The following is a 26,367-nucleotide window of genomic DNA, read 5'->3' as shown; positions in this document are numbered from 1 at the left end:
CCCGGTCATTGTGGCGGTCAGGCTCCGGGCCGATAGCGTTCGGCCGCCTGGGCTTGTCGAATGTCCGATATGAGCCCTTGACGCGCGCCATCCAATGCGTCCCAGCGCGCCGCCACGTGCAGCGGCGGGATAGTCACTAGTTCGCGGCGATCGAAGCCGACCAGTGCCGCATCAACCAGTTCGCCGACGTCCATCACCTCGCTAAGCGTATTGACGTCGATGCCGGCGCGTCCCCAGATCTCCGTGCGGGTCGCCGCCGGAAGCACCGCCTGTACGTAGACGCCCTCAGGCGATAACTCCAGGCTCAGTCCCTGCGACAGGAACAGCACGAACGCCTTGGTGGCGCCGTAGATCGACATGCCGAATTCGGGCGCGAAACCCACCACCGAGCCAATGTTGACGATCGCGCCAGTACCAGACTGCACAAAGCGCGGAGCGACCGCGGCTGCGAGCCGCGTCAGCGCCGTGGTGTTGAGCGCGATCAGACGCTCGATGCCCTCGGCCGTCTGCTGGACGAATCCGCCTGACTGGGCCATCCCGGCGTTGTTAATCAGGAAGCCTATGCGAGTGTCGTCGCGCAGGCGACACTCGACCGCAGCCAGGTCGGCGGGCTGGGTGAGATCGGCCTGCAGCACCTGGACGGCCACGCCGCTTTGTTCACGCAGGCGCGCGGCCAACGCATCGAGGCGCGCCTTGTCGCGTGCAACCAGCACGAGGTCGTGGCCGCGGCCGGCGAAGCGCTCGGCGTAGCTCGCGCCGATGCCAGAGGAGGCGCCGGTTACGAGCACCGTCGGAAGCGTGGTCATGGTTTATTTCCTTTGTAAAAGAGGTTCGACAGGGACGCTGGCAGCGCGCGTCAAGCGGTGATTGAGGGGTAGTCGATATAGCCCGCAGCGCCGCCACCATAAAGGGTGGCGAAGTCCGGCTGCGCGAGCTGCGCGCCGGTCTTCAGGCGTTCGACCAGATCGGGGTTGCTGATAAAGGCGCGGCCGAAGGCGAACAGATCTGCCTTGCCCTCGTTGAGTCTGGAGGTAGCGAGTTCCAGGTCGTAGCCGTTATTGGCCAGATAGGTTTGCCTGAACCGGCGGCGCATCGCGTCGTAGTCGAACGGTGCGACATCACGCGGGCCGCCGGTCGCACCCTCGACCACGTGCAGATAGACGATGCCCAGCGCGCTAAGCTGCCCGGCGATGTAATCGTACTGCGGCTGAGGATCGTTGCAGGAAATGCCGTTTGCCGGCGACACGGGCGAGATGCGCACCCCGGTGCGGTCGGCGCCGATTTCCTCGACCACGGCAGCGACGACTTCCAGCAACAGGCGCGCGCGATTCTCGATCGAGCCGCCGTAGGCGTCAGTGCGCTGGTTGGCTCCGTCCTTGATGAACTGCTCGAGTAGATAGCCGTTGGCGCCGTGGATCTCCACGCCGTCGAAGCCGGCTGCAATGGCGTTCGCCGCAGCCTGGCGGAAGTCGTTCACGATGCCCGGCAGTTCGGCGAGTTCCAGAGCGCGCGGCTCGGAGACGTCGGCAAATCCGTTGTTCACGAAGGTCTTGGTCGCTGCACGAATGGCTGACGGTGCGACCGGCGCAGCGCCGCCCGGCTGCAGATCGATGTGCGCAACACGGCCGACGTGCCAGAGTTGCGCGAAGATGCGCCCGCCCCTCGTATGCACAGCCTCGGTGACCGTGCGCCAACCGGCGATCTGCTCGCGTGTGTACAAGCCGGGGGTGTCCTGATAGCCCTGCGCCTGTGCCGACACCTGAGTGGCCTCCGTGATGATCAGACCGGCCGAGGCGCGCTGCGCGTAATAGGCCGCAGCCAGCTCGCTGGGCACCAGCCCCGCGCCGGCGCGGTTGCGGGTCAGCGGCGCCATGACAAAGCGATTGGCGACGGTAAGACGGCCCAGGGTGTAGGGCTCGAAAAGCGTCTTGTCGGTCATGTTTGCGTCAGGTTCGAGGTTGGGAACAGGACCAATGATGACGATCATAATCAAAAATGTCAAGGTTTTGATGACGATCGACATCAATGTATAATGAAGCCTTCACACATGAACCCATCGTGGCCAGACCATGAAGATCACCAAGGCACAGGCACAGGCCAACCGTGAGCACGTTGTCGAGACGGCGTCGCAGCTGTTTCGGGAGCGCGGCTACGATGGGGTCGGCATTGCCGATCTGATGGCCGCCGCCGGCTTTACCCACGGCGGCTTTTACAAGCAGTTCGGCTCCAAGGCAGATCTGATGGCGGAATCGGCGGCGTGCGGAATCGCGCAGACCGTGGCGCTGAGCATGGGTGTGGACGCGCCTGAGTTTGTGCGGTACTACCTTTCTCGCGAGCACCGGGACACCCGCGCGACCGGTTGCACGATGGCCGCACTGGGCGGGGATGCCGCGCGTCAGCCGGAAGCAGTTCGCGCCACCTTCGCGGCCGGCATTGAGAGCCTGCTGACGGTGCTGAATCCCGAGAGTAGTGCGTTGAACGGTGAGGACACACGCCTGGCGAGAGCCAGGTCCCTCGACATACTGGCGCACGCGGTCGGTGCCATTGTCATGTCGCGCGCCTGCCCGGACGATTCGCCGCTGGCCGACGAGATTCTTGCGGTTTGCCGCGACCAGATTCTGGCGTCAATGGGCCCGTCGGCGACCGCAGGCGAACCTACGCGCAATCACGGCAGCGGCACGTCGGCAAGACCCGAGTAACTCCGTTACCGGCGGCAAACCGAATGTCCGAAAGGCGCCTGCGAAACAACGCACAGCAGGCGGGAGCACAAGATCGCGAGCAGCGGCGATCCATGACAACGGGATCAGAAAACTGGCGAACGGGTTGCCGACGCCGCCGCCGAACCTGTCCGTCAGCAAGCGGCCCAGCTGATCACCGAAGCACTGGCACTGGACGTCGCGACCGACATGATCGCCCGAACGGCCGTTGTACCTTGGAAGCCGTCGGCATTGAAGTCGACGATGCCCTCGAGATGGCAGAACAGACCAAGGTCTGACGGCGACATGGCCGGCGAGCGGACGCTTGCCGGGCCACAAGCTGCCGCTCGGGCAATGCACAAAGCCGACATTCCAATGGCCGGTTGCATTCGGAATCCGCCAGCTGCGCGAGCTATCAGGACAGAGATGGCGCAGCCATTAATCAATGGTTAATCGCAGTGGACGGACTACCCCTTCCGCGGTCGTAACAAGCACGCAGTGAACAATGAGCCTCCGATATCGATGTAGCGTGTTTCGCCGGACAGTAGCTTGCCCCACAGTTAGGATCCAGTGAGTTCGGCGCGGCGTGTCATGCCGACGAGAGCCTTCGTCAAAGAGACGATTTTTTTTCACCGAAAAGGCCTGCGCAAAAATCGCCAAATCCGGCGGGGTCCGCAACGTTGGTGACCGCGAGGTTGCCAGTACAGCTCGCGGAACGGAGAAGGCAGCGCGTCCGGACGCCGCGCTGCGGGCGACGCGGAGCGGGATTCCTGGGGAGCAGTGACCACACGTTCAGGGCGCGGGATGTAGTGCCCGCAGCTGCCGCTTCGCGCGGCCGCGTCTGCCGAAGCCGTCGCCTATCGAAGTTCGGGCCAGCGATTTTTTCTCACCGTAGGTCGAGATAAAGTCGTTTGTTGAAGAGCGGCGCGTCCGCTACTCTAAATGCACGCACCGATCCGACCGGCGCGTCAAATCAAAAGCGCACCAAAACCGCTCCTTCGACCCATCGCGTCGCGGAAAGGCAGGTAATCATATAAAGCGCAAAGTCCTTGGCGGACGATTATTCAAATCGTTGGAGACAAATATGGGATTCAATCGTAGAAACTTTCTCATCACCGGAACCGGAGCCGCCTTTATCGCTGCGACAGGCCTCCTGGATGGTCCGTGGGTTCGACGCGCCAACGCGGCAGAATTCTCCTATAAGGTCGGCACGAACCTGCCGGCAAATCATCCGCTGAATGTTCGTATTCAAGAGGCAGCGGATGCGATCAAAAAGGAGACAGACGGTCGAGTCGACCTTCGGGTGTTTCCGAATAATCAGCTCGGTGGCGACCCAGACATGTTCTCGCAGTTGCGGGCTGGCGCACTGGAGTTTTATACGGTCTCGGGCGCTAATACCCTTTCGACTCTGGTTCCGAAGGCATCCATCTCGGGAGTCGGCTTTGCATATAAAGACTATGACCAGGTATTCGCAGCATTCGATGGCGACCTTGGCGCCCATATTCGCGGGCTGATTGGAAAGGCAAATCTGGTTGTTCAGGACAAGATCTGGAACAACGGGTTCCGCCAGATCACGACCAGTACGAAGCCCATCAAGACTCCTGCCGACCTGCAGGGCATGAAAATCCGGGTGCCGGGTGGTCGTCTCTGGATTTCGCTGTTCAAGTCGCTGTCCGCCGCTCCGGCGTCGATCAGCTTCAACGAAGTCTATTCTTCGTTGCAGACAAAGGTCGTCGACGGGCAGGAGAACGCGCTGGCTGTAGTAGACGCCGCGAAGCTTTATGAAGTTCAGAAATACTGCTCGATGACGAACCACATGTGGGACGGCTACTGGTTGTTGGGTAACAAGACAGCGTGGGAAAAAATGCCGCCCACCGTCCGTGACATCGTCTCAAAGCACCTCAATGCGGGGGCACTGAAGCAACGACAAGACGTGATCCAGTTGAACGCCTCCCTGCAAAAGACGCTTGCGGGCAGAGGGCTTGCGTTTAATACCGCTGACGCGAACGCGTTCCGCCAAACCCTGAAATCCGCGAACTTCTACACGGAGCAGAAGCAATACTTCGGCGACGAAGAATGGACTCTCATGGAGAAATACACGGGAAAGCTGGCATGAGAACGCAAATGCTGAAAGACGTGGATGACGCGCTCGAACAACAGACCAGCGCAACCGTCCACCACACGACGAAGACGGTGCCCCGCTGGCTGTCCCGTGTGGACTTCGCACTCGGCGTAATCGTCTCTGTGCCCGCGGCACTGCTGGTGCTAGCAGAAATTATCCTGCTTTTCAGCGGCGTTGTGGCCCGTTATGTCCTGCACCACCCGTTAATCTGGAGTGACGAACTCGCTGCCATCCTGTTTCTCTGGCTCGCCATGACGGGTGCAGCTACCGCGTTGCATCGAGGAAGCCACATGCGCATGACGGCACTGGTCAACCGCATGGGCGAGCACTGGGATTCGTTCTGGGACACCATTTCGATGGTGGCGAGCATGCTCTTTCTCGGACTGGTACTTGTTCCGTCGATCGCTTACATCAAGCAGCAGTGGGACATTCTGACCCCGACTATGGAGATCAATGACGGCCTACGCGTCGCGGCTATCATCTTCGGCATTGTGTCGATGCTGCTGATCTGCGTGGTCAAGCTGTTAGCAATCGGCTGGAAGACTGCTATCACTGGGATTGCGGTGTCGCTAGTGACTGTGTTTGCGCTGGAACATGCCGGACCGGTTTTGCAATCGCTTGGAAACCTGAACTTGGTGATTTTCTTCGTTGGTGTGGTTGGTTTCACCGTCCTGAGCGGAATGCCTATCGCTTTCTCCTTCGGTCTTTCCGTATTTGCTTATCTTTCGATGTCAACCGCCATGCCGTTGGAGATTGTCGTCAGCCGCATGGACGAAGGAATGTCTCAAATCCTTCTGTTGGCTGTGCCGATGTTTATTTTCCTCGGGCTTCTCATTGAGATGACAGGGATGGCACGGGCGATGATCAACTTCCTGGCATCGTTGCTCGGTCATGTTCGGGGTGGCCTCTCATATGTTCTGGTTGGCGCGATGTATCTGATTTCCGGGATTTCCGGTTCAAAGGCGGCCGATATGGCGGCCGTTGCTCCAATTCTGTTCCCTGAGATGAAGAAGCGTGGCGAGAATCCCGGCGAGCTCGTCGCACTGCTATCGGCAACCGGCGCACAGACCGAAACGGTTCCGCCAAGCATCGTGCTCATCACGATCGGATCGGTTACTGGCGTATCAATCTCTGCGCTTTTTACCGGCGGTCTGTTGCCGGGGCTCGTCCTGGCATTCATGTTGTGCATGCTTGTCTGGTGGCGGGCCCGAAATTTCGAGCCCACATCCTCCACGAGGGCCGCGTGGTCGTTGGTCGGAAAGGCTTTTGTGGTATCGATCCCGGCTCTGGCCCTTCCGGTTGTGATCCGCGTGGCTGTGGTGGAAGGCGTAGCCACGGCAACGGAAGTTTCGACAGTCGGCATCGCGTATTCTGTTGTCGCCGGGCTCCTGGTGTATCGGTGCTTTGATTGGAAGCGTGTTGGCCCCATGCTCGTTGAGACGGCCGCTCTTTCCGGTGCGATCCTCATCATCATTGGTACGGCTACAGCGATGGCGTGGGCGCTCACACAGTCCGGCTTCTCTCACGGACTGGCGGATTTCATGCAGCATCTGCCAGGGGGCGCGTTCACCTTCATAGTTGTGTCGATCTTCATGTTCATCATCCTGGGCAGCGTCCTCGAGGGAATACCAGCCATCGTGCTCTTCGGGCCGTTACTTTTCCCCATTGCCCGGGCTGTCGGTATCCATGAAGTTCAATACGCGATGGTTGTTATTCTTTCGATGGGTTTGGGGCTGTTCTCGCCGCCGTTCGGGGTCGGGTATTACGGCGCGTGCGCGGTCAGCAAGATCTCGCCGAACCTGGGCATCCGTCCGATCATGGGTTATATGGCCGCACTGTTCATTGGCATCGTGGTCATCGCAGCGGTACCGTGGATTTCGACCGGCTTTCTGAAAACCTGAGAGGCGCCTAACGCAGAAATCAAAAGGGCTGGACGCACATTCAGCCTTTTTTGTTTGGAAGTCGCTTCGGGGCATCAGGCGATCGTGGGGATGTTGATAAGTTGATAAGGCCATGAGAGGGCGGGAAGCAACTATCGCCGCGTGGATTGGACACGGCGTCAGTGCGCTCCCGCCGGTATCAAGTTTGCGGAACAAGAGAACAGAACGGTGCCTGCAACAAGCTCGCCTGTGCCGGCCGATACGCTACGCTGGATGGAAGATCAGCCCCTCGTAGTTTCATCGGCGCTTCTGGATTGTTCATGCTGCAGCAAGGCTTCCCCGGATCGGACTACCAACATGCCAAGGAGCTGTTCCAACTTAGCCTGGCATCGTGTGAAAAGTCCCGCAGATATGCCGCCAAGCTGGACGTCATAGATACATACGATCTTCTCGAGTATAGAGCTAGCGTTCTCACTGAGCATCCACGGCCCGCCGCCTGCGCGAACAGCCGCTATGGCCTCTATCTCGCGTTCAGCGTCGCAGTAAAGCTGATAGGCACCGGCGCCCAGCCCCTCTTTCCACATCAGATATGACAGATATGTCGTTCGGATGAGTTGATATAGCAGATGCTGGCTGCCGTGGCCCGATTGAAACGAAGCAAGGGCGAGGTGCGAGACTAAAGACAGGTCTTTGACAAGCGGCAAGGGAAGCGGAAGAAGCATCTGCTTTGACAGCGCCGGTCCGCGGCGTGGTTTTTTGAGGTTCTGTGCTTTCGTTACCATGGCGGATACCAGCGCCTTGCCGAAACTCATGGGGGCCCGCACAGCGCACCCCCATGCCCTGACGTATGAATGAAAGATCAGGAAGGGTAGACGATTCTCAGAAGGTTACTGATGCCGGGCGTGCCAAACGGGACACCTGCTGCGATCAGCAATGGTTTGCGGCGGTCGACCCCGATTCGATGCGCTGCTGCGGTGGCCTTCGTGACCATATCTTCAACGTTCTGCGCATCGTCGACATGTAAAGGACAGGCACCCCAGGTCAACGTAAGCTGACGCGCAACGGCTTCATCAGGAGTGAGCGACAGGATGCGGGAGGCTGGCCGCTCGCGAGCAATCCGCGCAGCAGTCGCGCCGGAAGTGGTGTAGGCGACGATTGCTGCGATCGGCAACATCGATGTGATGGTAAATATCGCTGCGCTGATCGCCTCCGGCGCGGCAGCAGATGCGGGCGGCCTGACTGCTTTAAGCAGTTGACGATACGAGGGCGCATTCTCTGTGCGCTCGATGATCCTATTCATCATCGAAACCGCTTGAACTGGGAAGGCGCCTGACGCGGACTCCGCGGACAGCATAACGGCATCGGCGCCGTCAAAAACGGCCGTCGCCACGTCGGACGTCTCCGCTCGCGTGGGCACGGCAGAGTTCACCATCGACTCCAGCATCTGCGTTGCCACAACGACAGGCTTTCCTGCCTCTCGGCATAAACCCACGATTCGCTTCTGGATTACCGGGACTTCCTCGGGTGGTAACTCAACACCCATATCGCCACGCGCAATCATGATTCCGTCAGAAGCCTCGATGATCTCCTCGATCGAATCAACAGCGGATGGCTTCTCGATCTTGGCGATAATCTTAGCCCGGCCTTTGATCAGATTGCGCGCGTCGCGCACATCGTCTGCCCGCTGCACAAAAGACAGTGCGATCCACTCTACGCCTTGTTCCAAGCCAAATTGTAGGTCTTTCCTGTCCTTATCGGTCAGCGCTGGAATGGGGAGGACCACGCTCGGGACGTTGACGCCTTTTCGGTCCGAAAGGATGCCGCCGATGACAACTTCGGTCGTCATGCGGGTAAGCGATGTATCGACGATCCTGAACTTCAGCAGGCCGTCGTTGGCGAGCAAAGTATCGCCGATCGCGGCGACTGCGAAGATTTCCGGGTGGGGGAGACAGACCCTCGACTCATCACCGTGTGCGCTATCAAGGTCAAAACTGAAAGTCTGTCCTGGCCGCAGATCGACCTTGCCATCCTTGAACTGCGCGACTCGTAGCTTCGGTCCTTGCAGATCAAGCAGCACGCCGATCGGACGACCATGTCGGGCCCCGATCCTGCGAATTGCTTGCAGTCGCTGAGCCTGTTCCGCGTGACTGCCATGGCTCATGTTCAACCTGAAAACGTCGGCGCCGGAGACATACAGGCTTTCAATCAGGCTCTCGGCGGAACTTGACGGTCCGAGCGTCGCAACGATTTTTGTGGAGCGGTTTCTGTTCATCGATGAAGAATTTGAGGTTGCGGAAGACTTCGTGCGAAAGAGACGAGGAATCGAAGCGGGCCGGAGATGACGCCGCCTGGGTAAGCGAGCAACTCCCCCCTTCGGATGTGACGACATTGCACTCGGTCCCGATCCGTATAGGGAACTTATGCGATAGGGACTTGCTCCGTGTGACTCCGTGCCCACGGCCCTCCTGGTCGCAATCGCCGAACCGTCGGGCCGGTGTCCGACGTGTTTGATTGACCAAACGGGAACGCGCTTTAGGGCGCGGATCCCCTCAGCATCTACTTTGCGGCGTGAAGAAAGTGTCGCTGCGCCGCGGGACGCGGCGATTATGTTGTGGTGCCATCCCGGGCGATGACAAAGAAGTTCTCGTCGCCCATCTGGCCGCCTTTCAGGGCAAGCTGCAGGTCTTGCAAATGAGGCTTATCGGAAAGCACCCGGCACAGCGGCGCGCCCGCGGCGAGGCGGCCGTCAATCTCAAGTGCATCGGGCCCAAGAACCTGTGTGACTTGACTCGACGTATCGCCGCCTGAGAGAACCAGGCGGCGCAAATAAGTGGCCTCGAGGACAGCATTCGCGACTGCGCCAAGCCGTTGGCCCAGCAATCGCCCGCCTTGATGCCGAGCGTCGTCCTCGGTCAGTCCGTCGGCGGTAAAGCACTCAAGCATTGCGGCGATGCGCTTATCGCGCGGGCCACGCGCAGTATGCATGATGACACTGCGCCCTTCGCTGACCAGCGCAATCGTGCGTCCGACGATATCTGCAGCTGTTTGCTGCCAAGAGTCTTCCCGCACAAGCGCTTTTGCGTCGATGGCAATCTCGGCGAAGCCTGCCGCGATCGCCGTGTCAATCTGTGCGGCAGACAGCGGTGAGGCACTCCCAGACATCGCAAGAATTTGACTCGTGGGCGCGATACGGTCGTAAGATCGCCGCGTATCGGGAAGATTGCCGAGCTCCCGCCACCATTGCGTCATCGCATATTCGACGCCAGACGAGCCAATGGTAAAGATAGGGCCGACGGTTGTAGCGTACCTGTCAAGAAGGCGACCGACTTCGGTCAGATGACGTGGAGTCACTGTATCGAGCAAGATTCCCACGTCGCCGGTTGAAGTTGCTTCCGACCACGCCCGGTCTATTTCTTCGCGGGCGCCTTCCAGACTGGGCAGGAAAATCCCGGAGAGAGGCAGGTCTGTCTGCAGCGCCAGATGACGCAGAAGATCTCCTTCCATCATCGGTGTGACAGGATGGACACTCATAATCGGATGGCGATCGATTCGATAGGTCTTGTTATCGGTACCGGATCGGGCAAACAGGTTGCCAAAGGCGCAGTAGCGTTTTAATGCTGGAGTGCCGGCAACAATCGGAACTGGCGTACTCGTGATTCCAGCGCGGGCTATCTCCAACGCTTTTCCGATGCTTCCTATCGTCGGGCCGCTATCGAAGGTTGAACACACTTTGTAGTGAAGAATCGGGGCATTCAGGTCGCGTAGAGCACCGAATACGGACGGAAGAGACTCGTCCATTTCGGACGGACTCATCCCTCGACTGTCACCTGCGACACCGATTGCGTCAAATCCGCCGAGTTGCGATAGTTTTTCGGACGAAGGCGCTTTCAAGAAAAGGGCGCACCGCAGCCCCGCGAACGCCAGGACTTCCAGAGCGTCAGTCGACCCGGTAAAGTCGTCGCCGTAGAAAGCCAGCCGCAATGCCGCGTCGGATTGTTCAGCTTTTGCACTCATCCTGGATTACGCCGATTGGAAGTGAGACAGCGCAGCACGCAGCGCAGGTCGGGACTCCGCGAAGGTTTTCAGATCTACTCCTTCGACCGCTGCTTCCCACCCTTCTCGCATACTGGCAACACCCGCGGCGATTCCATGCGGATGTCCGATAATTCCGCCGCCGGCCAGATGCATCAGGTCCACGGAGCCCAGCTGGGCATACAGATCAGGGGCTTGAGACGCCCACTGGCCCGATGAAAAAACTGGCATCAACGGCTGCACACCCGCGAACGGTGCCAGGCAGGCACGGGCCGAATCGATGACGGATGTATCTGGCTCCCAGAATTTGCTGCGAATGCCGTTGACGTGCAGATGATCTACTCCGGCAAGTCGCCACAACTTCTGAAACGCCTGAAAGGAGAACCCGAGTTCCGGACAGCGTGTCAGCGCACCCCAACCGTTGCGGTGGCCGTGGATAGGTAATTGGGCATGCGTTCGAAGATGCTCGACGCCAGCAAAGCCTACCCAATTAATGGAAACCATCACGCACGTACCGCCGGCCCGCAGAACCGCATCGTGTCGGTGGAGCATCTCGTCGATTGTGCCGGAGATATTGATCGCGTACATCGGCATGCGACCCATGCGGTCGGCGTGTCGATGCAAGACCGGCATGACGGCTGCGAGGCGTTGATCGAAGCTGGCGTACGTGGGGTCAGCGAGAAGTTCGTCATCCTTGATGAAGTCGATCTCTGCGGCGCAAAGACTATCGACGATTTCAGCCGTCTGTTCCGGAAGCAAGCCAATGCTTGGCTTGACGATCGTTCCGATCATTGGTCTGTCGTAGACCTTCGCGAACTCACGGGTTCCGCCAATACCGAATTGAGGGCCGGGGAACTGTGCTGCGTACATTGCTGGCAGATCGACGTCAAGCAGCCGCAGCCCTGTCACTTCCCCTAACTCAAACAGGTTGCCAGCGACCGTGGATAAAAGGGTGGGCAGATTGGCGCCCACGTTGTCCACCGGAAAGGCGATCTCGATTTCGCCTCGATAATAGACACTCGGCGCCCCCTTCCGTTCAACGTGAGCACTGCGCAGCGACGGCTCGAGAACGGGGGGGTGCGAATCCACCTTCACTACGCGAGCACGCGCGCGATTCTTCAGGGCATCAGTCTCTCCCGGGAGCGAAAGAAACGTTCCGCTAGACTGTTCGCCCGCAATGACTTCTGCGGCTTTTGCAATCGGCACTGCGCTTTCGACGAAATAACGCGCGGTAAATTCGGCTCTTTGATGGGAGATTTCGACCATGTTTGACTCTTCGTCCTGGGTATTCGAGCTAAGTTGAGGCGCATGGATTTACTGGGGAGGCCTGCGCTTAAACCGGGGATGAGACGAATATAGTTTTGACGACTTGCGACATCAAACGATATGATTTCTCGACGCCGAGCGAAAAACTCACAATAGGCCACTTTCATAAGCAGTGGGCCGCGGGCCCATAGGAGCTCATGTGCCTCGCCTCTCATTGAATGCGCTGCGCGCCTTTGAAGCCACAGCCCGCCTGAGAAGCTTCGGTGCCGCCGCCGAAGAACTCTGCGTGACTCATGGTGCGGTCAGCAGACATATCCGTGCACTTGAAGATCAGCTGGGTGTCCTACTGCTGTCGCGCAATGCGCACTTGACCGAGCCGACGCCCGAAGGGGCGCAGATGGCCGAAGGCCTGAGCGTGGCGTTCAACCTTATACAAAAGACCGTCGATCAGCTCAAGCCGGGGCCGCTGACGCTCTCATGCTCGGCGTCGATCATGATGTACTGGCTGCTGCCGCGCCTCTCGAAGCTGAAAAATGCGATCCCATCGCTCGAGCTGAGTTTCAACACAGGTCACGGCGAAATCGACTTTACCCGGGACAAGATAACGGTGGCGATACGGCTTTCCTCCATCCCGGTACCGAAAGGCGTCACCCCGGTTCCGGTGATTGAGGAATGGATCGGCGCAGTGTGCTCGCCCGGGTACATGCGCACAAACCGGATCAAAAAACCGAGCGACCTGCAGCGTGTGCGGCTTCTAGCAACCAATACGCGACCGTCCGCGTGGGCCGACTGGTACAAGGCGAGCTCGACTGTGCTGGAAAACCCGCCTGAGATCGCTGAATCGTTCGATCATTTCTATCTTCAGATTCAGGCCGCCAAGTGCGGTTTGGGCGTCGCAGCAGTGCCGAGAATGCTCGTCCGGGACGAACTGGATTCGGCTGGTCTCGTCGCGCCGTTCGGCTTTGTGCCAGGCCCTGTGAGCCTCGTGCTGTGGGTTGCTCCTCATGCTGAGAATCAGCCGAAGACCGTCGCCTTGGTGGAATGGCTGAGGAACGAGTTGCGTGAAATGGAGACATGAAGCATGCATCGGCTTGCTTGCCGGCATGCGAAATCAGTTTTTCCGGTGTTTGACTTTTTCTCACAGTCGCCAGCTTTATTATCCTTTGACCTTGCCAGTTAAGGCTCCAATAATTTGCACACGAGATGGCGCGCGGCGCCGTCATTTGATCCGCTCCAAGGCATCGCACGCGAAGCCGCGCAGCGGTCTTACACTGAAGGAGACAACGTGGAGCAGACGAAGCAGAACGGCACAAGTCGCGTAGCCGTGGTCACGGGCGGCGCGATGGGCATCGGTGCAGATTCGGCAGAACAGCTTGCAAGACGTGGCTATCACGTCGTTCTTGCCGATATCAATAAGAGCGCGGCAGAAGAAACAGCGTCAGGCTTCTGCCACGCGGGCCTGTCAGTTTCGGCTACTGAGATAGACGTTTCAAGCGCCGAATCGATTGCCGCTGCATTCGATGTGATCGACAAGACGCATGGGCGTTGCGACGTTTTGGTGAACGGCGCCGGCATTGCCAAGCTGGTGCCATTCATAGACTATCCGCTCGACGCATTTCTCAAAACGATGCAGGTCAATGTAACTGGCGCGTTTTTATGCTCCCAACATGCCGCGCGTCTGATGGTTAAGAACCGCTGGGGCCGCATAATCAACATCGCTTCGGTGGCAGGCATGCGAGCGGTCGGTAAAGGACGCACGGCCTACGGCACGTCGAAAGGGGCTGTCATCGCTTTAACGCGGCAGATGGCGGTAGAACTCTGTGACTACGGCATCACTGCTAACGCAATCGCGCCGGGTCCAGTTGATACGCCGATGACCAAGGCGCTCCATATCGAAGAGTTCCGCGCTGAATACTCAAATGCGATTCCGATGAAGCGCTACGGCACCACATCGGAAATCGCCGCGGCCGTCTGCTATTTGGCGTCTGAGGAAGCGGGATATACCAACGGGATCGTGCTTCCGGTGGACGGTGGCTTTCTCGCATGGGGAGCAGGCGCGGTTTAAACGGCATTGGTAGGCTACCCTACAGCAACCGCGACAAGTAACAGATAGCGACGCCGATTGCGTGCTAAACAAGTGCGCGATCGGTATGCATAGACCTGATTGCCTTCGGTCAGTTTCTGATGCATTTATCAGGGCCCAGCTTCCTGACTGCATCGGCATAGGAGGTCTCGGTCCGCACTCCCAATACCTGCGACTGCCGGTTATACCCCTGGAAGCGGCCATTCCGCTTACGGGAGGCTGAACGGCGGGTTCGGGTCGAACTCGGCCGACTCCAGTATGCCTCGTTCGCCGATAAGCTTTCGCTCGCTCTTTCTGGCGAGCACCCACGCCCGGTGGTATTTCTGGTGGTATCTGCACAGGCAAAATTCCGCAAACATGCTCCAGCAAAGCGATAGCAGGAATTTTTCGATTCCGGCCCTGGCACCACTCTTCTGATGCAAACGTCGCCGGTCGACGCCGATAGAACCCCGCCAAACGTCCGTTTCGCGGGGTTTTTTGTTGCATGCAAACTGCCGCGACCTAAAACCCCTTGCGCAACTGCAACCAGCAGTGCACGGACGTATTCGCATTCGCGCTGAGTATCTCGGGCGTGCGTCCGAACGGAAACGCGACGCTGGCCGTCACGAGCAGCTTGTACGGGCCGTTCCACTGAACGCCGAATCCCGCGCTGCTCAGCTGTCCCGTGTTGGGTCCCGGCACGAACACGTTCTTGAATTGCTGCACCCAGCCGGTATCGACGAACGCGGAGAACTTCCACACACCGGGAATCGCCGGGAAGCTCACGTCGTGGCGATATTCGAACGTCGCGAGATAGCCGCGCGAACCCGACAGCACGCCGACGTCGTAGCCCCGCACACTGTCCGGGCCACCGAGGTAGAACTGCTCGGAGGTATCGAGATTCTTGCTCGCCGTTTGCCCGGAAAAGCCAAAGTAAAGCGCGTCGTCGCGCGTGAGCTGCTGGAGCCGCGACAGCGACAAAGACAGCTTGACGTAATGACCCGCGGTATCCGCGCCTAGTTGATCGATGATGTCGGTTTGCAGATTGTTCGCCGACAGCACGCCCCAGCTCATCGCGAGGCTCGCGTTGGTCACACCGGTCGAATCGATCTGGTCGCCCGCCAGCGTGGTCGTCAGGCTGTTCGTATGGCGGTCGTTCTGCAGGCCGATGATGTCGATGTTGTCGTTGATGCGCCTGAAGTTGTATTCGACCTGGCCGAACAGATTGCCGCGCGTGTTGCGGATCAGCGGCTGGGCGAGCAGCACGCCGGCCACGAACGCCGAACCGTGCGCGTCCAGATCGGACAGATCGCCACCGAGGTGATAGTCGAGCCCCGACACCGTGGCACCGAGCGTCGTGCCCTGCCCGTTGAGCAGATAGCGGTAGTCCATGCGTCCGTAGGTCATGCCGTGGCCCGACGTGAGCGCGCTCAAATTGAGCACATCGCCCTGATCGAACAGTCCGTTGATGTTCAGGTTGCCGCTGCCGCGCACGCGTCCGCTGTACGGATCGCCGAAGCTGTCCACGCCTACGTCGCCAGTCACGCGCTGCTGCGGCGTCACGTCGACGAGCAGATCGGAGGTGCCCACCTGCTGGCCGGGCCGCATCGTCGAGCTCACCACCGCGCCGGGAATATCCTGCAGCAGCAGCAGCGTGCGCTCCAGCTCGAACTCGCTGACGGGTTGCCCCGCCTGGAGCGCCGCAAGCGTTCGGGCGAGCACGCGGTCCGATACGCGGCTCTGATTGTTCAGCGCCACTGCGCCGTAACGCGCCTCGGCCACGTCGATGCGCACGACGCCGTTCTCGATCGTTTGCGTGGGCACATAGGCCGTGGCGAGCGGATAGCCGTGCTTGTGATAGACGTCGCTGATGCGCTGGGCCAGCTCGTTCAGATCGCTCAGCGTCAGGTCCTTGCCCTCGCCCGATGCCACCACGTCATGCAGCATGCCGGTCGGCAGCTCGGTATTGCCGGTGATCTCGATCGTGCGCACCGGGAAGGTTCTCGTGTTGTCCGCCGGTGCGTTCTGCTGCGGCTGAATTCTCAGTTCGAGATTCGACGGAGGTGGCTGCAGCGACGGCTGCGGCACCTGCTGCAGCAACTGGCCAGCGCCGCCGGTGTTCGCGGGCGCGCGGAGGACCTGTCCGTGCGCGGCGAGCGCCATCGTCGCAAAAGCGGTGGCCAGACAGATTCGGCTTGCAGGCAGGCATTTCGAGCAGTTCTCGGTCATGGTCGCGGTTCGAAGATGTCGTCGGGCGCGCTCGCGCGCGTGCTTGTCGGTTGGTGCTTTTCTTTTGCTCCGTTGCCGTTCGGCCTCATCAGTTCGAGGGCAGCCGCACGCCACCGTTGAGCACCGTCAGCGAGAGTCCCGGGCGGAAGTCCGAGCGCACCACGTTGCGCTGGTTGGGTACGTCCTCCTGCATCTGGTTGCCCGTGTAGTTGCCCTGCGCGGTGGCCGCAGCAGTGCCGTACGGCGTCTGGATGCCGGTGTCGGCGACCGGTGCCTGGATCGACGTCAGCGTGCCCATCGGTACCGGTGGGAGCGGCGAGACGATGTCGGCTACGAGACCGGTCGGCTGCACCAGCACGTAATTGCCCGCATCCGCGCCGCTGATCGTCATCGCGGCGCGCACCGGCTTGTTGATGCCGACGTTGGGATCGTTGAAGAAACCGAGGCTATCGTTGCCGAGCGCAACGCTATCGCCGCCCAGCACACCCTGGAGCCGCGCGTCCGACAGCGCGTCGTTGACGGTGCCGTCGTAGGAGCGGTTGGTCGTTTGCGTGCCGGCCACCGTCAGCGTGGCCGGCGTGATGCTGACCCAGTCCACTCCGCCCAGCAGCGTGTAATTGCTGGCGAGCGCCGCGCCGTTGCCGTTCAGCGTGAAACCGCCCAGCCCGCCGGGCACGAAGGCGATCTGGCTGCCGACGTTCTTCGTCGCGAGCGTTCCGCTGCCGGACAGCGTCAGCGTTTCACCGTTCACGCCCTGAAGCACACCGTTCGCGCCGAACAGGCTCCCCGCTGCTCCGGTGGTCGAGTCGTACACGCGATTGCCGGTCAGATCGAGGACGAACGGCGAAATGGACGCCGACGTGAGCGCCGTCGTGTTGAACGCATAGTTGCCGGCGTCGGCGCCGCTCGCCGATATACCCGTGACCGCGATCGGAATACCGTTGCCGACGTTCGGCGTGGCAAAGCTCGCCGCCTGCGCGCTGAAGCCGACGCTGTCGCCGCTCAGGATGCCGCTGCTGCCGAGACTGACCGACGCCGCGCGGGTGCCGTCGTAGACCTTGTTCGCGCCGGTCGCGCCCACCGTGATGGCGAGCGGCGTAATGGTCACCCAGTCGACGCCGCCCGCCAGCGTGTAATTGCTCGCGAGCGCCGCGCCGTTGCCGCTCAGCGTGTAGCCCGCGAGACCGCCCGCGGCGAATGGCTGCTGCGCTCCGGCGTTGCGGGTCGACAGCGTGCCGGTGCCGGTCAGCGTCAGCGTCTGGCCCGCCACGCCCGCGAGCTGTCCACCGGTGCCGAACAGGCTGGCGCTGGCCACATTGCCGCCGTCGTAGACGCGGCTGCCGGTCAGGTTCAGCACGGCCGGGAAGATATCCGCGGTGGTGGTCGCAGCAGTGTTCCACGTGTAGTTGCCGATCCCGATGCCCGTGCCCGAAATGCCCGCCACGTTGACCTGGATGCCGTTGCCGGCGTTCGGCGACGCGAAGTTCGCGCTGCCGGCCGTGAACGTCTCGGTATCGCCCGCGACGAGGCCGCTCACGCTAAGGCCGCTGAGCACCGCCGTGGTGGTGGCGTCGTAGGTCTTGTTCTGCGCGGTGGGCACGATCGTCAGCGCGCGGGGCGTGATGTCGGCGCTCGCCACCACCGTCCGGCTCGCGAACGTGTAGTTGCTGATGTCCGTGCCGCTGCCATAGAAGTTGACCGCGATGGGAATGCCAGTGCCGACGTTCGGCGTGATGAAGCTGGGCGTGATGATGCCAACCGACGCGTTGTCGCCCGCCACGAGGCCGTTCACGGTGAAGCTGGAGAGCTGCGCGGCGGTCGAGCCGTCGTAGACCTTGTTCTGGCCGACGGCCGTGACCGTGATCGTCCGTGGCGTGATGCTGACGAAGTCGCCGACTCCGTTGCCGAGCGTGTAGTTGCGGGACAGCGCACCGTTATTGCCGGTCAGCGTAAAGCCCGCGATGCCGTTGGTCGCGAACGGCTGCTGCCGGTTCACGTTCTTGTTCGCGAGCGTGCCCGTGCCCGACAGCGTCAGCGTTTCGCCGTTGGTGCCCGTCAGCACACCGTTGTTGCCGAACAGCGTCGCAGCGGCGCCGGTGGTCCCGTCGTAGACGCGCGTGCCTTGCAGGCTCAGCACGTAAGGCCGGATGTCCGCGGCGGTCGTCGCGCTGGTATTGAAGGCGTAGTTGCCCGCGTCCGCGCCGCTCGCCGTAATGCCGCTGACGGTGACCGGAATGGCGGTGCCCGCATTCGGCGTCGCGAAGTTCGCACTGGCGAAGCCGAAGTTGACGGTGTCGCCGGCCAGCACGCCGGTCGGCGTCAGCGTCGTCGAGGCAAAGGTCGTGCCGTTGTAGGTGCGGCTCTGCGCGGTCGCGCCGACCGTCACCGCGAGCGGCGTGATCGTCACCCAGTCCGTGCCGCCCGTGAACGTGTAGTTGGCGGGCAGCGCGCCGCCATTGCCGGTCAGCGTGAAGCCCGCGAGTCCATTCGCCGCGAACGGCACCTGCGTGCCGACATTCTTCGTCGCCAGCGTGCCGGTACCGGAAAGCGTCAGCGTTTCGCCGTTCGCGCCGCTCAGCACGCCGCTGCTGCCGAACAGGCTGGCGTTGGCGCCCGCCGTGCCATCGTAGGTGCGCGTGCTGGTCAGATTCAGCACGAAGGGCAGGATGTTCGCGCTCGTCGTCGCTACGGTGTTGTACGTGTAGTTGCCGGCGTCGACGCCGCTCGCCGTGATCCCGCTCACGGTCACCGGAATGCCGTTGCCCGCGTTCGGTGTGGCGAAGTTCGCGTTGGCGGGGGTGAAGCCGAAACTCACGCTGTCGCCTGCCAGCACACCGGTGCTGCCGATGCTCGCGGTCGCCGCCGCCGTGCCGTCGTAAGTCTTGTTCTGCGCCGTCGCGTTCACCGTGATGCCGAGCGGCGTGATGTTGCCGGTGAGACCGGAGGGCTGCGTCAGCGTGTAATTGGTGGCGTCGGTGCCGCCGACGGTCATCGTCGCAGGCGTCACGGCTTTGCCGTTACCGACGTTCTTGTCGGCGAACGTGCCGCTCGTGTCGTTGCCGAGCGTCACGTCGTCGCCCGCGAACACGCCGACGAGGGTCGCGCCGCTCAGCGTGGCCGCGGTCGTCGCGTCGTAGACCTTGGTGTTGACCGTCGTGCCCGTGACCGAGAGCGGAGCCGGCGTGATCGTCACGAAGTCGCTGCCACCCGCGAACGTGTAGTTGCTGGATAGCGCACCGGCGTTACCGGTCAGCGTGAAGCCGGCGAGACCGTTCGCGGCGAACGGCTGCGCGGCGTTCACGTTCTTGCTCGCCAGCGTGCCGGTGCCGGACAGCGTCAGCGTCTCGCCATTGGCTCCGGTCAGCACGCCGTTGCTGCCGAACAGACTCGCGTTGGCATTGGTGGTCGAATCGTAGACGCGCGCGCCCTGCAGGTTCAGCACGAACGGCGTGATGTTGGCGCTCGTCGTCGCGGAGGTGTTCTGCAGCACGTAGTTGCCCGCGTCGGTGCCGCCGATACTGATGCCCGACACCGCAATGCTGATGTTGTTGCCGACGTTCTTGGTCGCGAAATTGGCGGCGCTCTCGCTGAAGGTCACGTTGTCGCCGGCCACGACGTTCGGGCTGTTCAACGCGACCGTCGCCGCGGTGGTGCCGTCGTAGACCTTGTTGCTGCCGGTCGCGTCGACCACGACGATCGGCAGCGTCGTGATGCTGGCCGTCAGGCCGGCCGGTTGAATCAGTACGTAGTTGCCGGCATCGGTGCCGGAGATCGTCATGCTGGTCGTCACCGGCTTGCTGGTGCCGACGTTCTTGTTGTTGAACTGGCCGACGGTATCGCTGCCGAGGGTCACGGTGTCCGAACCCAGCACGCCTTGCAGCGTGGCGCCGGTCAACTGCGCGTTGGTGTTGCCGTCGTACTGCTTGTCGTGCGCGACCGTGTTCGCGACTGTCAACGTCGCGGGGGTGATCGTCACCCAGTCGGTGCCGCCCGTGAGCGTGTAGTTGCTGGCTTGACCGCTGCCGTTGCCGAGCGCGAGCGTGCCGAAATTCGCGAATGGCACCTGGTTGCCGACGTTCTTGCTCGTCAGCGTACCGGTGCCGCTCAGGCTCAGCGTTTCGCCGTTGACGCCGTTGATCGAGCCACTCGTTGCGAACAGGCCTGAGTCGGCATTGGCCGTCGTGTCATAGACGCGCGTGCCCTGCAGATTCAGCACGCGCGGCAAGATGTTCGCCGCGGTGCTGGCCGTGGTGTTCTGCAGCGTGTAGTTGCCCGCGTCGGCGCCGGTCAGACCGATCCCTGTCACCGTGACAGGCAGGTTGTTGGCGACGTTGGCCTGCGAGAAGTTGGCGGAGTAGCCGGAGAACGTCACGGAGTCGGTGGGGACGAGCCCCGGGCTCGCGAGGTTGACCTGCGCCGCGGTCGTGCCGTCGTACTGCTTGTCGATGCCGCTCGCCGTCACGTTGATCAGCGCCGCCGTGATGTTGGCCGTCAGTCCGGTCGGTTGCACCAGCACGTAGTTGCCCGCGTCGGTGCCCGAGATCGTCATGCTCGTGCTGACCGGCTTGGCGGTGCCCACGTTCTTGTTGTTGAAGTTGCCCGCCGTGTCGTTGCCCAGCACGACAGTGTCGCTGCCCAGCACGCCGGAGAGCAGCGCGTTCTGCAAGGTCGCCGTCGTCGTGCCGTCATAGACTTTGTTCAGCGCGACCGTGTTGAGCACCGTCAGCGTCGCGGGTGTGATGGTCACCCAGTCGGTGCCGCCGACCAGGGTGTAATTGCTCGCGAGCCCGGTGCCGTTGCCGAGGGCCAGCGTGCCGAGACCCGTGAAGGGAATCTGCTTGCCGACGTTCTTGCTCGTCAGCGTGCCGGTGCCGCTCAACGTCAGCGTCTCGCCGTTGACGCCGTCGACCTGGCCGGCGCTCGAGAACAGGTCCGCATTGGCGTTCGTCGTCGTGTCGTAGACGCGCGTACCGGTCAGGTTGATGATCTTCGCCGTGATCTCGCCGAGCGTACCGGTCGCCTGGGTCGGCAGCTCGTAGTTCGATAGCAGCGTGCCGGGCGCAGCCGTGTAGTCCGACGGCTCCAGCGTCGCGCCGATGCCAACGTTCTTGCCCACGTTCGGCGAGAAGTAGCCGCTCGACGCGGTTTGCGTGACGGTGGCGCTCTGGCTGCCGACGAACCCCGTGACGCTGAAGTCCGACGCGCTCAGCGACACCGACGTCGTGCCGTCGTACGCCTTGACCGGGTTGCCCGTGATCGTCACGGTCAGCGGCGCGGGCGTGATGTTGGCGAACAGGTTCGACGGCTGCGACAGCGTGTAGTTGCCGGCCTGCGCGCCGCCGATCGTGAAGCCGGTCGCGGTGACCTGAAGATTGGTGCCGACGTTCGCCGTCGGGAACTGGCCGCTCGCGCTGCCCGACGCGAGCGTGACATTGTCGCTGCCGAGCACGCCTGTCAGCGTCGCGCCGGTGGTGTTGATGGTGGCGGCGGTCGTGCTGTCGTAGACCTTGTTGTTCGCGATCGCACCGGCGATCGTCAGCGGCGCGGGCGTGATGTTCGCGGTGAGTCCGGTGATCGGCTGCAACGCGTAGTTGCCCGCCGCACTGCCGGAGACGGTGAAGCCGCTCGCCGTGACGGCGATGCCGTTGCCGACGTTCGACTGCGCGAAGGTGCCGGTCGTCGAGGTGTTGAGCGTGACATTGCTGGCGTCGGACGGGACCACGCCCGACAGTGACACGCTGCTGACATCGAGCGTGTCGGCGGTCGTCGTGTCGTAGACCTTGTTGGTGGCGTGAGCATTGAGGATAAAGAGCGGTGCCTGGGTGATCGTGCCGGGGCCCGAGGCGAACGTGGGCAACAGGTAGTTGCCGAGCAAGGTGCCGCTGCCGGCCGTGTAATTGCCTGGCACGAGCGTGCCGCTCACGGTCCGGCTGCCCGCGTTGACCTGGTCGTAGTTGAACTGCGCGGTCGGTGTGGCGGTGGCGCTCTCGCCGCTGACGAAGCCGCTCAACTGGATGTTGCCGCTCGTCACGCGCGCAACCGTGTCGCCGTTGTAGACCTTGGTCGGATTGCCGACGATCGTAGCCGTGAGCAGCGCCGGGAGAATGGTGCCCGTGCCAAAGGCCGTAATCGGAAACGAGTAGTTGCTCAGGTTCGTGCCTGGCCCCGGCGTCAGGTCCGCCTCGGCGAGCGGGGCTGTCACTGCCTGCGACCCCGCGTTCTTCGTCGCATATGCGCCGGTGATCGGATGCGACACCGTCGCGCTGTCCGTGCCGACGAAACCGCTGAACGTGAAATCGTTCGGTGCAATCGTCGCGATCGTATTGCCGTCGTAGGTCTTCGACGGGTTGTTCGTGATCGACGCCGACAGTCCGCCGTTGATCGAACGCGTGACGATCGTGCCCATGCCCGCGGCGATGAGCGGCAACGTGTAATTCGACAGCAGCGTGTTCGGACCTGCCTGGAAATTGCCCGCGCTGAGCGACGTGCTGACACCCTGGTAGCCGACGTTGGACGTCGCATATGCACCGGTCGTCGGAAACGGGTTCAACGCGATGGAGTCGCCGGGAATCGCGCCGAGCACCTCGTAGTTGCCGGAACCGAGCGAAGCGGTGTTCGTGCCGTCGAAGACCTTGGTCGGATTGTTGATGATGTTCACTTCTACGGGCGCTGGCGTAATGATGCCGTTCGGTGACGTCACGACCGCGGGAAACGTGTAGTTCGACATCGACGTGCCGGCCGCTGGCACGAAATCCGACGGTCTGATCGCGGCGGTGATCGTGATGCCCGTGCCGGCATTGGGCGTTGCATAAGATGCCGAACTCTGGCCGATGATCGCGCTCTGGCCGCCGACAAAGCCCGCGATCGTGTAGTTCGACTGGTTCAGCGTGGCGTTGGCGCTGCCGTCGTAGACCTTGGTGGGCGACCCGAGGAAGGTAATCGAGAGCGGCGCGGGCGTGATGTTCGCGCTCATGCCGCTGAACGAGCCGATCGCGTAGTTGCCGGCCGCCGTTCCGCCGAGCGCGACGCTGGTTCCCGTGACCGGCAGGTTGTTGCCCACGTCGGACTGGCTGAAAGCGCCGACGCCGCCGTTCGTCGCAAAAAAGACTTTGCCCACGTCCGAGGGTTCGAGTCCCGACAGCGTCGCGCCAGCGAGGTCGATCGTCGCCGTCGTGGTGGAGTCGTACACCTTGCTGTTCGCGGTGCCGCCCGAGACGGTCAGCAACTTCGGCGTGATGTTGGCGGCAAGATAGGTCGGCACCGAAATCTCGTAGTTGCCCGCTCGCGCGCCCGTCAGCGTGAAGCCCGATGGCGTGACCGCAATCTGGTTGCCCACGTTGGACGTGGCGAAGGTGCCCGTCGCGCCGCTCGTGTCGAGCGAAACCTGACCGCTGTCCCCGCTGATCACGCCGAACAGCGAGGCGCCGCTGGAATTGAGCGTGGCCGCGGCCGTGCCGTCGTAGACCTTGTTGTTGGCGATCAGCCCGCTGATCAGCAACGGCGCCGGTGTGATGGTGCCGGTGCCGGTGGCCGACACCGGCAGCGTGTAGTTAGCGAGATTCGTGCCGCTGTTGGCGACGAAATTGGTCGACGTGAAGCTGGCGTTCACGGCGATGCCCGTGCCGGCGTCGGCGGTGGCGTAGGACACCGAACTCGCCTGGTTCACGCTCGCGCCCTGCCCCGCGACGAAGCCCGTGAAGCTGTAATTGCTGGCCGTGACCGGCGCCGACGTGGTGCCGTCGTAGACCTTGGTCGGATTGCCGACGACGCTGGCGCTCAGCGGTGCGGGCGTGATGGTGCCGATGTCGGCGGACGCCTGGCCGCTTGCCCGGTATCCATAGACTCGGATGCCGCCCGACGTGTTGATGACGATGCCCGCGATCGTCGTCGGCGAAGTCACGGTGATGTCCGTGCCCGCGTTCGCGGTCGCGTAGCTCCCCGTTGCGCTCGCAATCACATCGCCGTTGACGAGCCCGGTCGTCTGCAGGTTCGCGCTCGTCAGAGCTGCGGTAGTGGTGCCGTCGTAGACCTTGGTCACGCTGCCGGTGAGCCCCGTGAGGGTGACCGTGGGCGCGAGGCTATACAGAAAGCCGTTGCCGGAAGCCGCTGGCGTGGTGGCGTAAGGCGCGTTGTACTGGACGAACGATGGCGTGAGCCCGCCCGTGGTGTCGAGTCTGGGGTCGGTCGAGTAGATCCGCCACGGCGACGATGTGCCGGTGCTGACCGCCGCACTGCCCGCGTTGTTGATGAAGTTCGCGTTGGTCGCCAGCGTCACGCCCGCGCCGCCCGTGATCGCCGCGCCGGCCGCGATCGTCAGGTTGCCGGTGCCCGCCTGCATCGTCACCGCGCCCGAGCCGGTCACGGATGCGTTCACGTTGATCGCGTTGAGCGCTTCGAGCGTCAGGCTCGCGTTCGCGTTGGTCCAACTGATCGCCGAATTGACGTTGATATCGCCCGCGCCCGGCGTCTGCACGCCCGCGCCCGTGGCTCCCGACGCCGTCGTCTGCTCGACGACGTTGGTGCCGCCGTTCAGCGTGGTCGAAATCTCGCTGGCCGCTGTCGCGTCGATGGTCAGATCGGTCGGATCGACGAGCCATGTACCCGCGCGCCCGAATGGCGCGGCCGCCGTGATGTGCGTGTCCGGCGCGATATTGAAGCGCGCGGCCGAGGTCTCGATCGAGCCGCCATTGCCGCCGTTCGGTGCGCTCGCATCCAATGTGCCGCCCACGTTCACCGAGCCTGCTTCCATGCCGCCGAGCAACACGATCTTGCCGTCGTGTTCCTGCACGGTTTGTGCACGGATCTTGCCTGTGTTGTTCACCGCGCTGGCGAGCAGTGCGTCTCTCGCGCCGGCTGTCATGATGACCTGGCCGCCATCGGCCACCAGCAGTTGCCGGTTCTCGGCGAGATTGTCGAGCGTGCTCGCATCGACCTGCAGATGAACCAGCTGTGCTCCGTCGAACGTGAGCGTGGCGGCGCTGCCGCCGGCCAGCGCGATCGTGCCGAGCCGCGCGCTGACGAGGCCCTGATTGGACACCCGGTTACCGAGCAGCGCGACATAGCCGCCATCGGCCGCAACAATCGCGCCCTGGTTGACGACCGAACCTTTGCCATTGCCGGCGAACCGGCGGCTGTTGCCATCGAGCGTAGCCGGATCGACATCGAGCGTGGAGGCGACGATGCCGCCGACGTTCACGCGCGCCGACGGCCCGAACAACACACCGTTGGGATTGATGAGCCAGACCTGACCGTTAGCGTTCAGATGTCCGAAGATCTGGCTGGCCGTGCTGCTGAAGATGCGGTTGACGGCCAGCGCGCTGCGTCCCGGCTGAACGAAATTCACGGTCTGGTCCGCACCGACGTCGAAGCTGCGCCAGTTCAGCTGCAGTGTGCGGCTGCCCTGCTGGATGGTGGTCGTCGTGCCTGACTGGATGATCGTTCCGAAACCGGAGACGACCTGGCCGCCGCTCGGGCCGCCCGCGGCAAACGCGCTGTGCGCGCCCAGCATCGACAACCACGCAACCAGCACCATCACGGCGCGCCGTATGCCGCCGCGCATCCGGTGCGCGCCGCTTCGCTGGCATCGGTTTGCTAACTCCGATGCGACGACCCATTGCCCGAGGGACCGATTCCAGCACAAGCGGTAAATAAGATTCATGGCGCCGCCCATTTTTAGTTGCAGAACTAACAATTCCGCCATGCCATCGAGATCGTCCGACGACGAGCCCCGACCTGGCATGCCGGAATATGTGTACGTCTGGGCCTGTTAGCCGTGTTCGAGCCACCCACGCCAGTGGCCCGTGCCGCATGTTTCAGCAATTCGTCATTGCTCGGTCATGCATCAAAAGGGCAATGCGGGGCAAGTTGCGCACTCCGTTTGCATACGGCGCTTCCGTCACCAATGCCCATTACAGACAATGGGCCCGATATCGCATGAAATCAGCGCGAATGAGGAGGAAGAAAATGCTGACGCAATCTGCACCAGATGTCCGTGCACGGATCTGATTGGGGTATCGAATGTCCCCGGGTAAGACCGCTGCTCGCACGGCATGTCGAATTGCACTGAACCACTATAGGACA

At 62.1% G+C, this 26,367-nt stretch carries 13 protein-coding genes; 5 read left to right on the top strand and 8 right to left on the bottom strand.

Features of this window, described 5'->3' with window-relative positions; all coding sequences use genetic code 11:
* Positions 1-17: 17 nt before the first annotated feature.
* Positions 18-806 (bottom strand): SDR family NAD(P)-dependent oxidoreductase, encoded by a 789-nt coding sequence (locus GCT19_RS27490; RefSeq protein WP_152853686.1) that lies wholly within the window; start codon positions 804-806, stop codon positions 18-20.
* 50 nt (positions 807-856) lie between these two features.
* A complete protein-coding gene (locus GCT19_RS27485) occupies positions 857-1,939 on the bottom strand; it encodes an alkene reductase (RefSeq protein ID WP_152853740.1) in 1,083 nt (360 codons plus the stop codon).
* 130 nt (positions 1,940-2,069) lie between these two features.
* On the opposite strand from GCT19_RS27485, the gene GCT19_RS27480 reads away from it, so the two are divergent.
* The 3 genes from GCT19_RS27480 to GCT19_RS27470 all read left to right on the top strand — a co-directional run bounded on the left by GCT19_RS27480 (position 2,070) and on the right by GCT19_RS27470 (position 6,719).
* Positions 2,070-2,699: a TetR/AcrR family transcriptional regulator gene (locus GCT19_RS27480; RefSeq protein WP_152853685.1), complete on the top strand. Its 630-nt coding sequence runs from the start codon at positions 2,070-2,072 to the stop codon at positions 2,697-2,699.
* A gap of 1,081 nt (positions 2,700-3,780) precedes the next feature.
* Positions 3,781-4,812, top strand: coding sequence for a TRAP transporter substrate-binding protein (locus tag GCT19_RS27475; RefSeq protein ID WP_152853684.1), 1,032 nt, complete (start codon positions 3,781-3,783; stop codon positions 4,810-4,812).
* Positions 4,813-4,820: 8 nt separating this feature from the next.
* Positions 4,821-6,719 (top strand): TRAP transporter large permease, encoded by a 1,899-nt coding sequence (locus GCT19_RS27470; RefSeq protein ID WP_227749343.1) that lies wholly within the window; start codon positions 4,821-4,823, stop codon positions 6,717-6,719.
* 260 nt (positions 6,720-6,979) lie between these two features.
* Here GCT19_RS27470 and GCT19_RS27465 read toward each other — a convergent pair whose 3' ends face one another.
* The 4 genes from GCT19_RS27465 to GCT19_RS27450 form a co-directional block, all read right to left on the bottom strand.
* On the bottom strand, positions 6,980-7,510 hold the full coding sequence (locus GCT19_RS27465; protein WP_152853682.1) for a hypothetical protein: 531 nt from the start codon (positions 7,508-7,510) through the stop codon (positions 6,980-6,982).
* Positions 7,511-7,557: 47 nt separating this feature from the next.
* Positions 7,558-8,970 carry a pyruvate kinase gene (gene pyk, locus GCT19_RS27460; RefSeq protein ID WP_152853681.1) on the bottom strand — a complete coding sequence of 471 codons (1,413 nt, stop codon included), beginning with the start codon at positions 8,968-8,970 and terminating at the stop codon, positions 7,558-7,560.
* A 332-nt stretch (positions 8,971-9,302) separates the two neighbouring features.
* Positions 9,303-10,712, bottom strand: a complete 1,410-nt coding sequence (locus GCT19_RS27455) for a four-carbon acid sugar kinase family protein (protein ID WP_152853680.1) — start codon at positions 10,710-10,712, stop codon at positions 9,303-9,305.
* 6 nt (positions 10,713-10,718) lie between these two features.
* Complete coding sequence (locus tag GCT19_RS27450; RefSeq protein WP_152853679.1) at positions 10,719-11,996, bottom strand: ribulose-bisphosphate carboxylase large subunit family protein; 1,278 nt, start codon at positions 11,994-11,996, stop codon at positions 10,719-10,721.
* A gap of 199 nt (positions 11,997-12,195) precedes the next feature.
* Between GCT19_RS27450 and GCT19_RS27445 the strand changes: the two genes are divergently transcribed.
* Together GCT19_RS27445 and GCT19_RS27440 are read left to right on the top strand one after the other, a co-directional pair.
* Positions 12,196-13,074 carry a LysR substrate-binding domain-containing protein gene (locus tag GCT19_RS27445; RefSeq protein ID WP_321576881.1) on the top strand — a complete coding sequence of 293 codons (879 nt, stop codon included), beginning with the start codon at positions 12,196-12,198 and terminating at the stop codon, positions 13,072-13,074.
* Positions 13,075-13,281: 207 nt separating this feature from the next.
* Positions 13,282-14,061 carry an SDR family NAD(P)-dependent oxidoreductase gene (locus GCT19_RS27440; protein WP_321576880.1) on the top strand — a complete coding sequence of 260 codons (780 nt, stop codon included), beginning with the start codon at positions 13,282-13,284 and terminating at the stop codon, positions 14,059-14,061.
* A 519-nt stretch (positions 14,062-14,580) separates the two neighbouring features.
* Here the strand turns inward: GCT19_RS27440 and GCT19_RS27435 are convergent.
* Both GCT19_RS27435 and GCT19_RS27430 read right to left on the bottom strand, forming a co-directional pair.
* The gene (locus tag GCT19_RS27435) at positions 14,581-16,287 is read right to left on the bottom strand and encodes a ShlB/FhaC/HecB family hemolysin secretion/activation protein (protein ID WP_152853678.1); all 1,707 of its coding nucleotides are present in this window, start codon (positions 16,285-16,287) and stop codon (positions 14,581-14,583) included.
* Positions 16,288-16,375: 88 nt separating this feature from the next.
* The gene (locus GCT19_RS27430) at positions 16,376-25,945 is read right to left on the bottom strand and encodes a YDG domain-containing protein (RefSeq protein WP_193727455.1); all 9,570 of its coding nucleotides are present in this window, start codon (positions 25,943-25,945) and stop codon (positions 16,376-16,378) included.
* Between the last annotated feature and the right edge of the window lie 422 nt (positions 25,946-26,367).

The organism is Paraburkholderia atlantica, assembly GCF_009362785.1.
Lineage (GTDB): Bacteria > Pseudomonadota > Gammaproteobacteria > Burkholderiales > Burkholderiaceae > Paraburkholderia > Paraburkholderia atlantica.
This window is presented reverse-complemented; position numbering and strand designations above follow the sequence as displayed.

Coding starts and splice junctions, on each gene's coding strand:
- GCT19_RS27430 (WP_193727455.1), bottom strand. CDS start 25,945: ATGAATCTTATTTACCGCTTGTGCTGGAATCGGTCCCTCGGGCAATGG.
- GCT19_RS27480 (WP_152853685.1), top strand. CDS start 2,070: ATGAAGATCACCAAGGCACAGGCACAGGCCAACCGTGAGCACGTTGTC.
- GCT19_RS27485 (WP_152853740.1), bottom strand. CDS start 1,939: ATGACCGACAAGACGCTTTTCGAGCCCTACACCCTGGGCCGTCTTACC.
- GCT19_RS27435 (WP_152853678.1), bottom strand. CDS start 16,287: ATGACCGAGAACTGCTCGAAATGCCTGCCTGCAAGCCGAATCTGTCTG.
- GCT19_RS27475 (WP_152853684.1), top strand. CDS start 3,781: ATGGGATTCAATCGTAGAAACTTTCTCATCACCGGAACCGGAGCCGCC.
- GCT19_RS27470 (WP_227749343.1), top strand. CDS start 4,821: ATGCTGAAAGACGTGGATGACGCGCTCGAACAACAGACCAGCGCAACC.
- GCT19_RS27450 (WP_152853679.1), bottom strand. CDS start 11,996: ATGGTCGAAATCTCCCATCAAAGAGCCGAATTTACCGCGCGTTATTTC.
- GCT19_RS27465 (WP_152853682.1), bottom strand. CDS start 7,510: ATGAGTTTCGGCAAGGCGCTGGTATCCGCCATGGTAACGAAAGCACAG.
- pyk (WP_152853681.1), bottom strand. CDS start 8,970: ATGAACAGAAACCGCTCCACAAAAATCGTTGCGACGCTCGGACCGTCA.
- GCT19_RS27490 (WP_152853686.1), bottom strand. CDS start 806: ATGACCACGCTTCCGACGGTGCTCGTAACCGGCGCCTCCTCTGGCATC.
- GCT19_RS27455 (WP_152853680.1), bottom strand. CDS start 10,712: ATGAGTGCAAAAGCTGAACAATCCGACGCGGCATTGCGGCTGGCTTTC.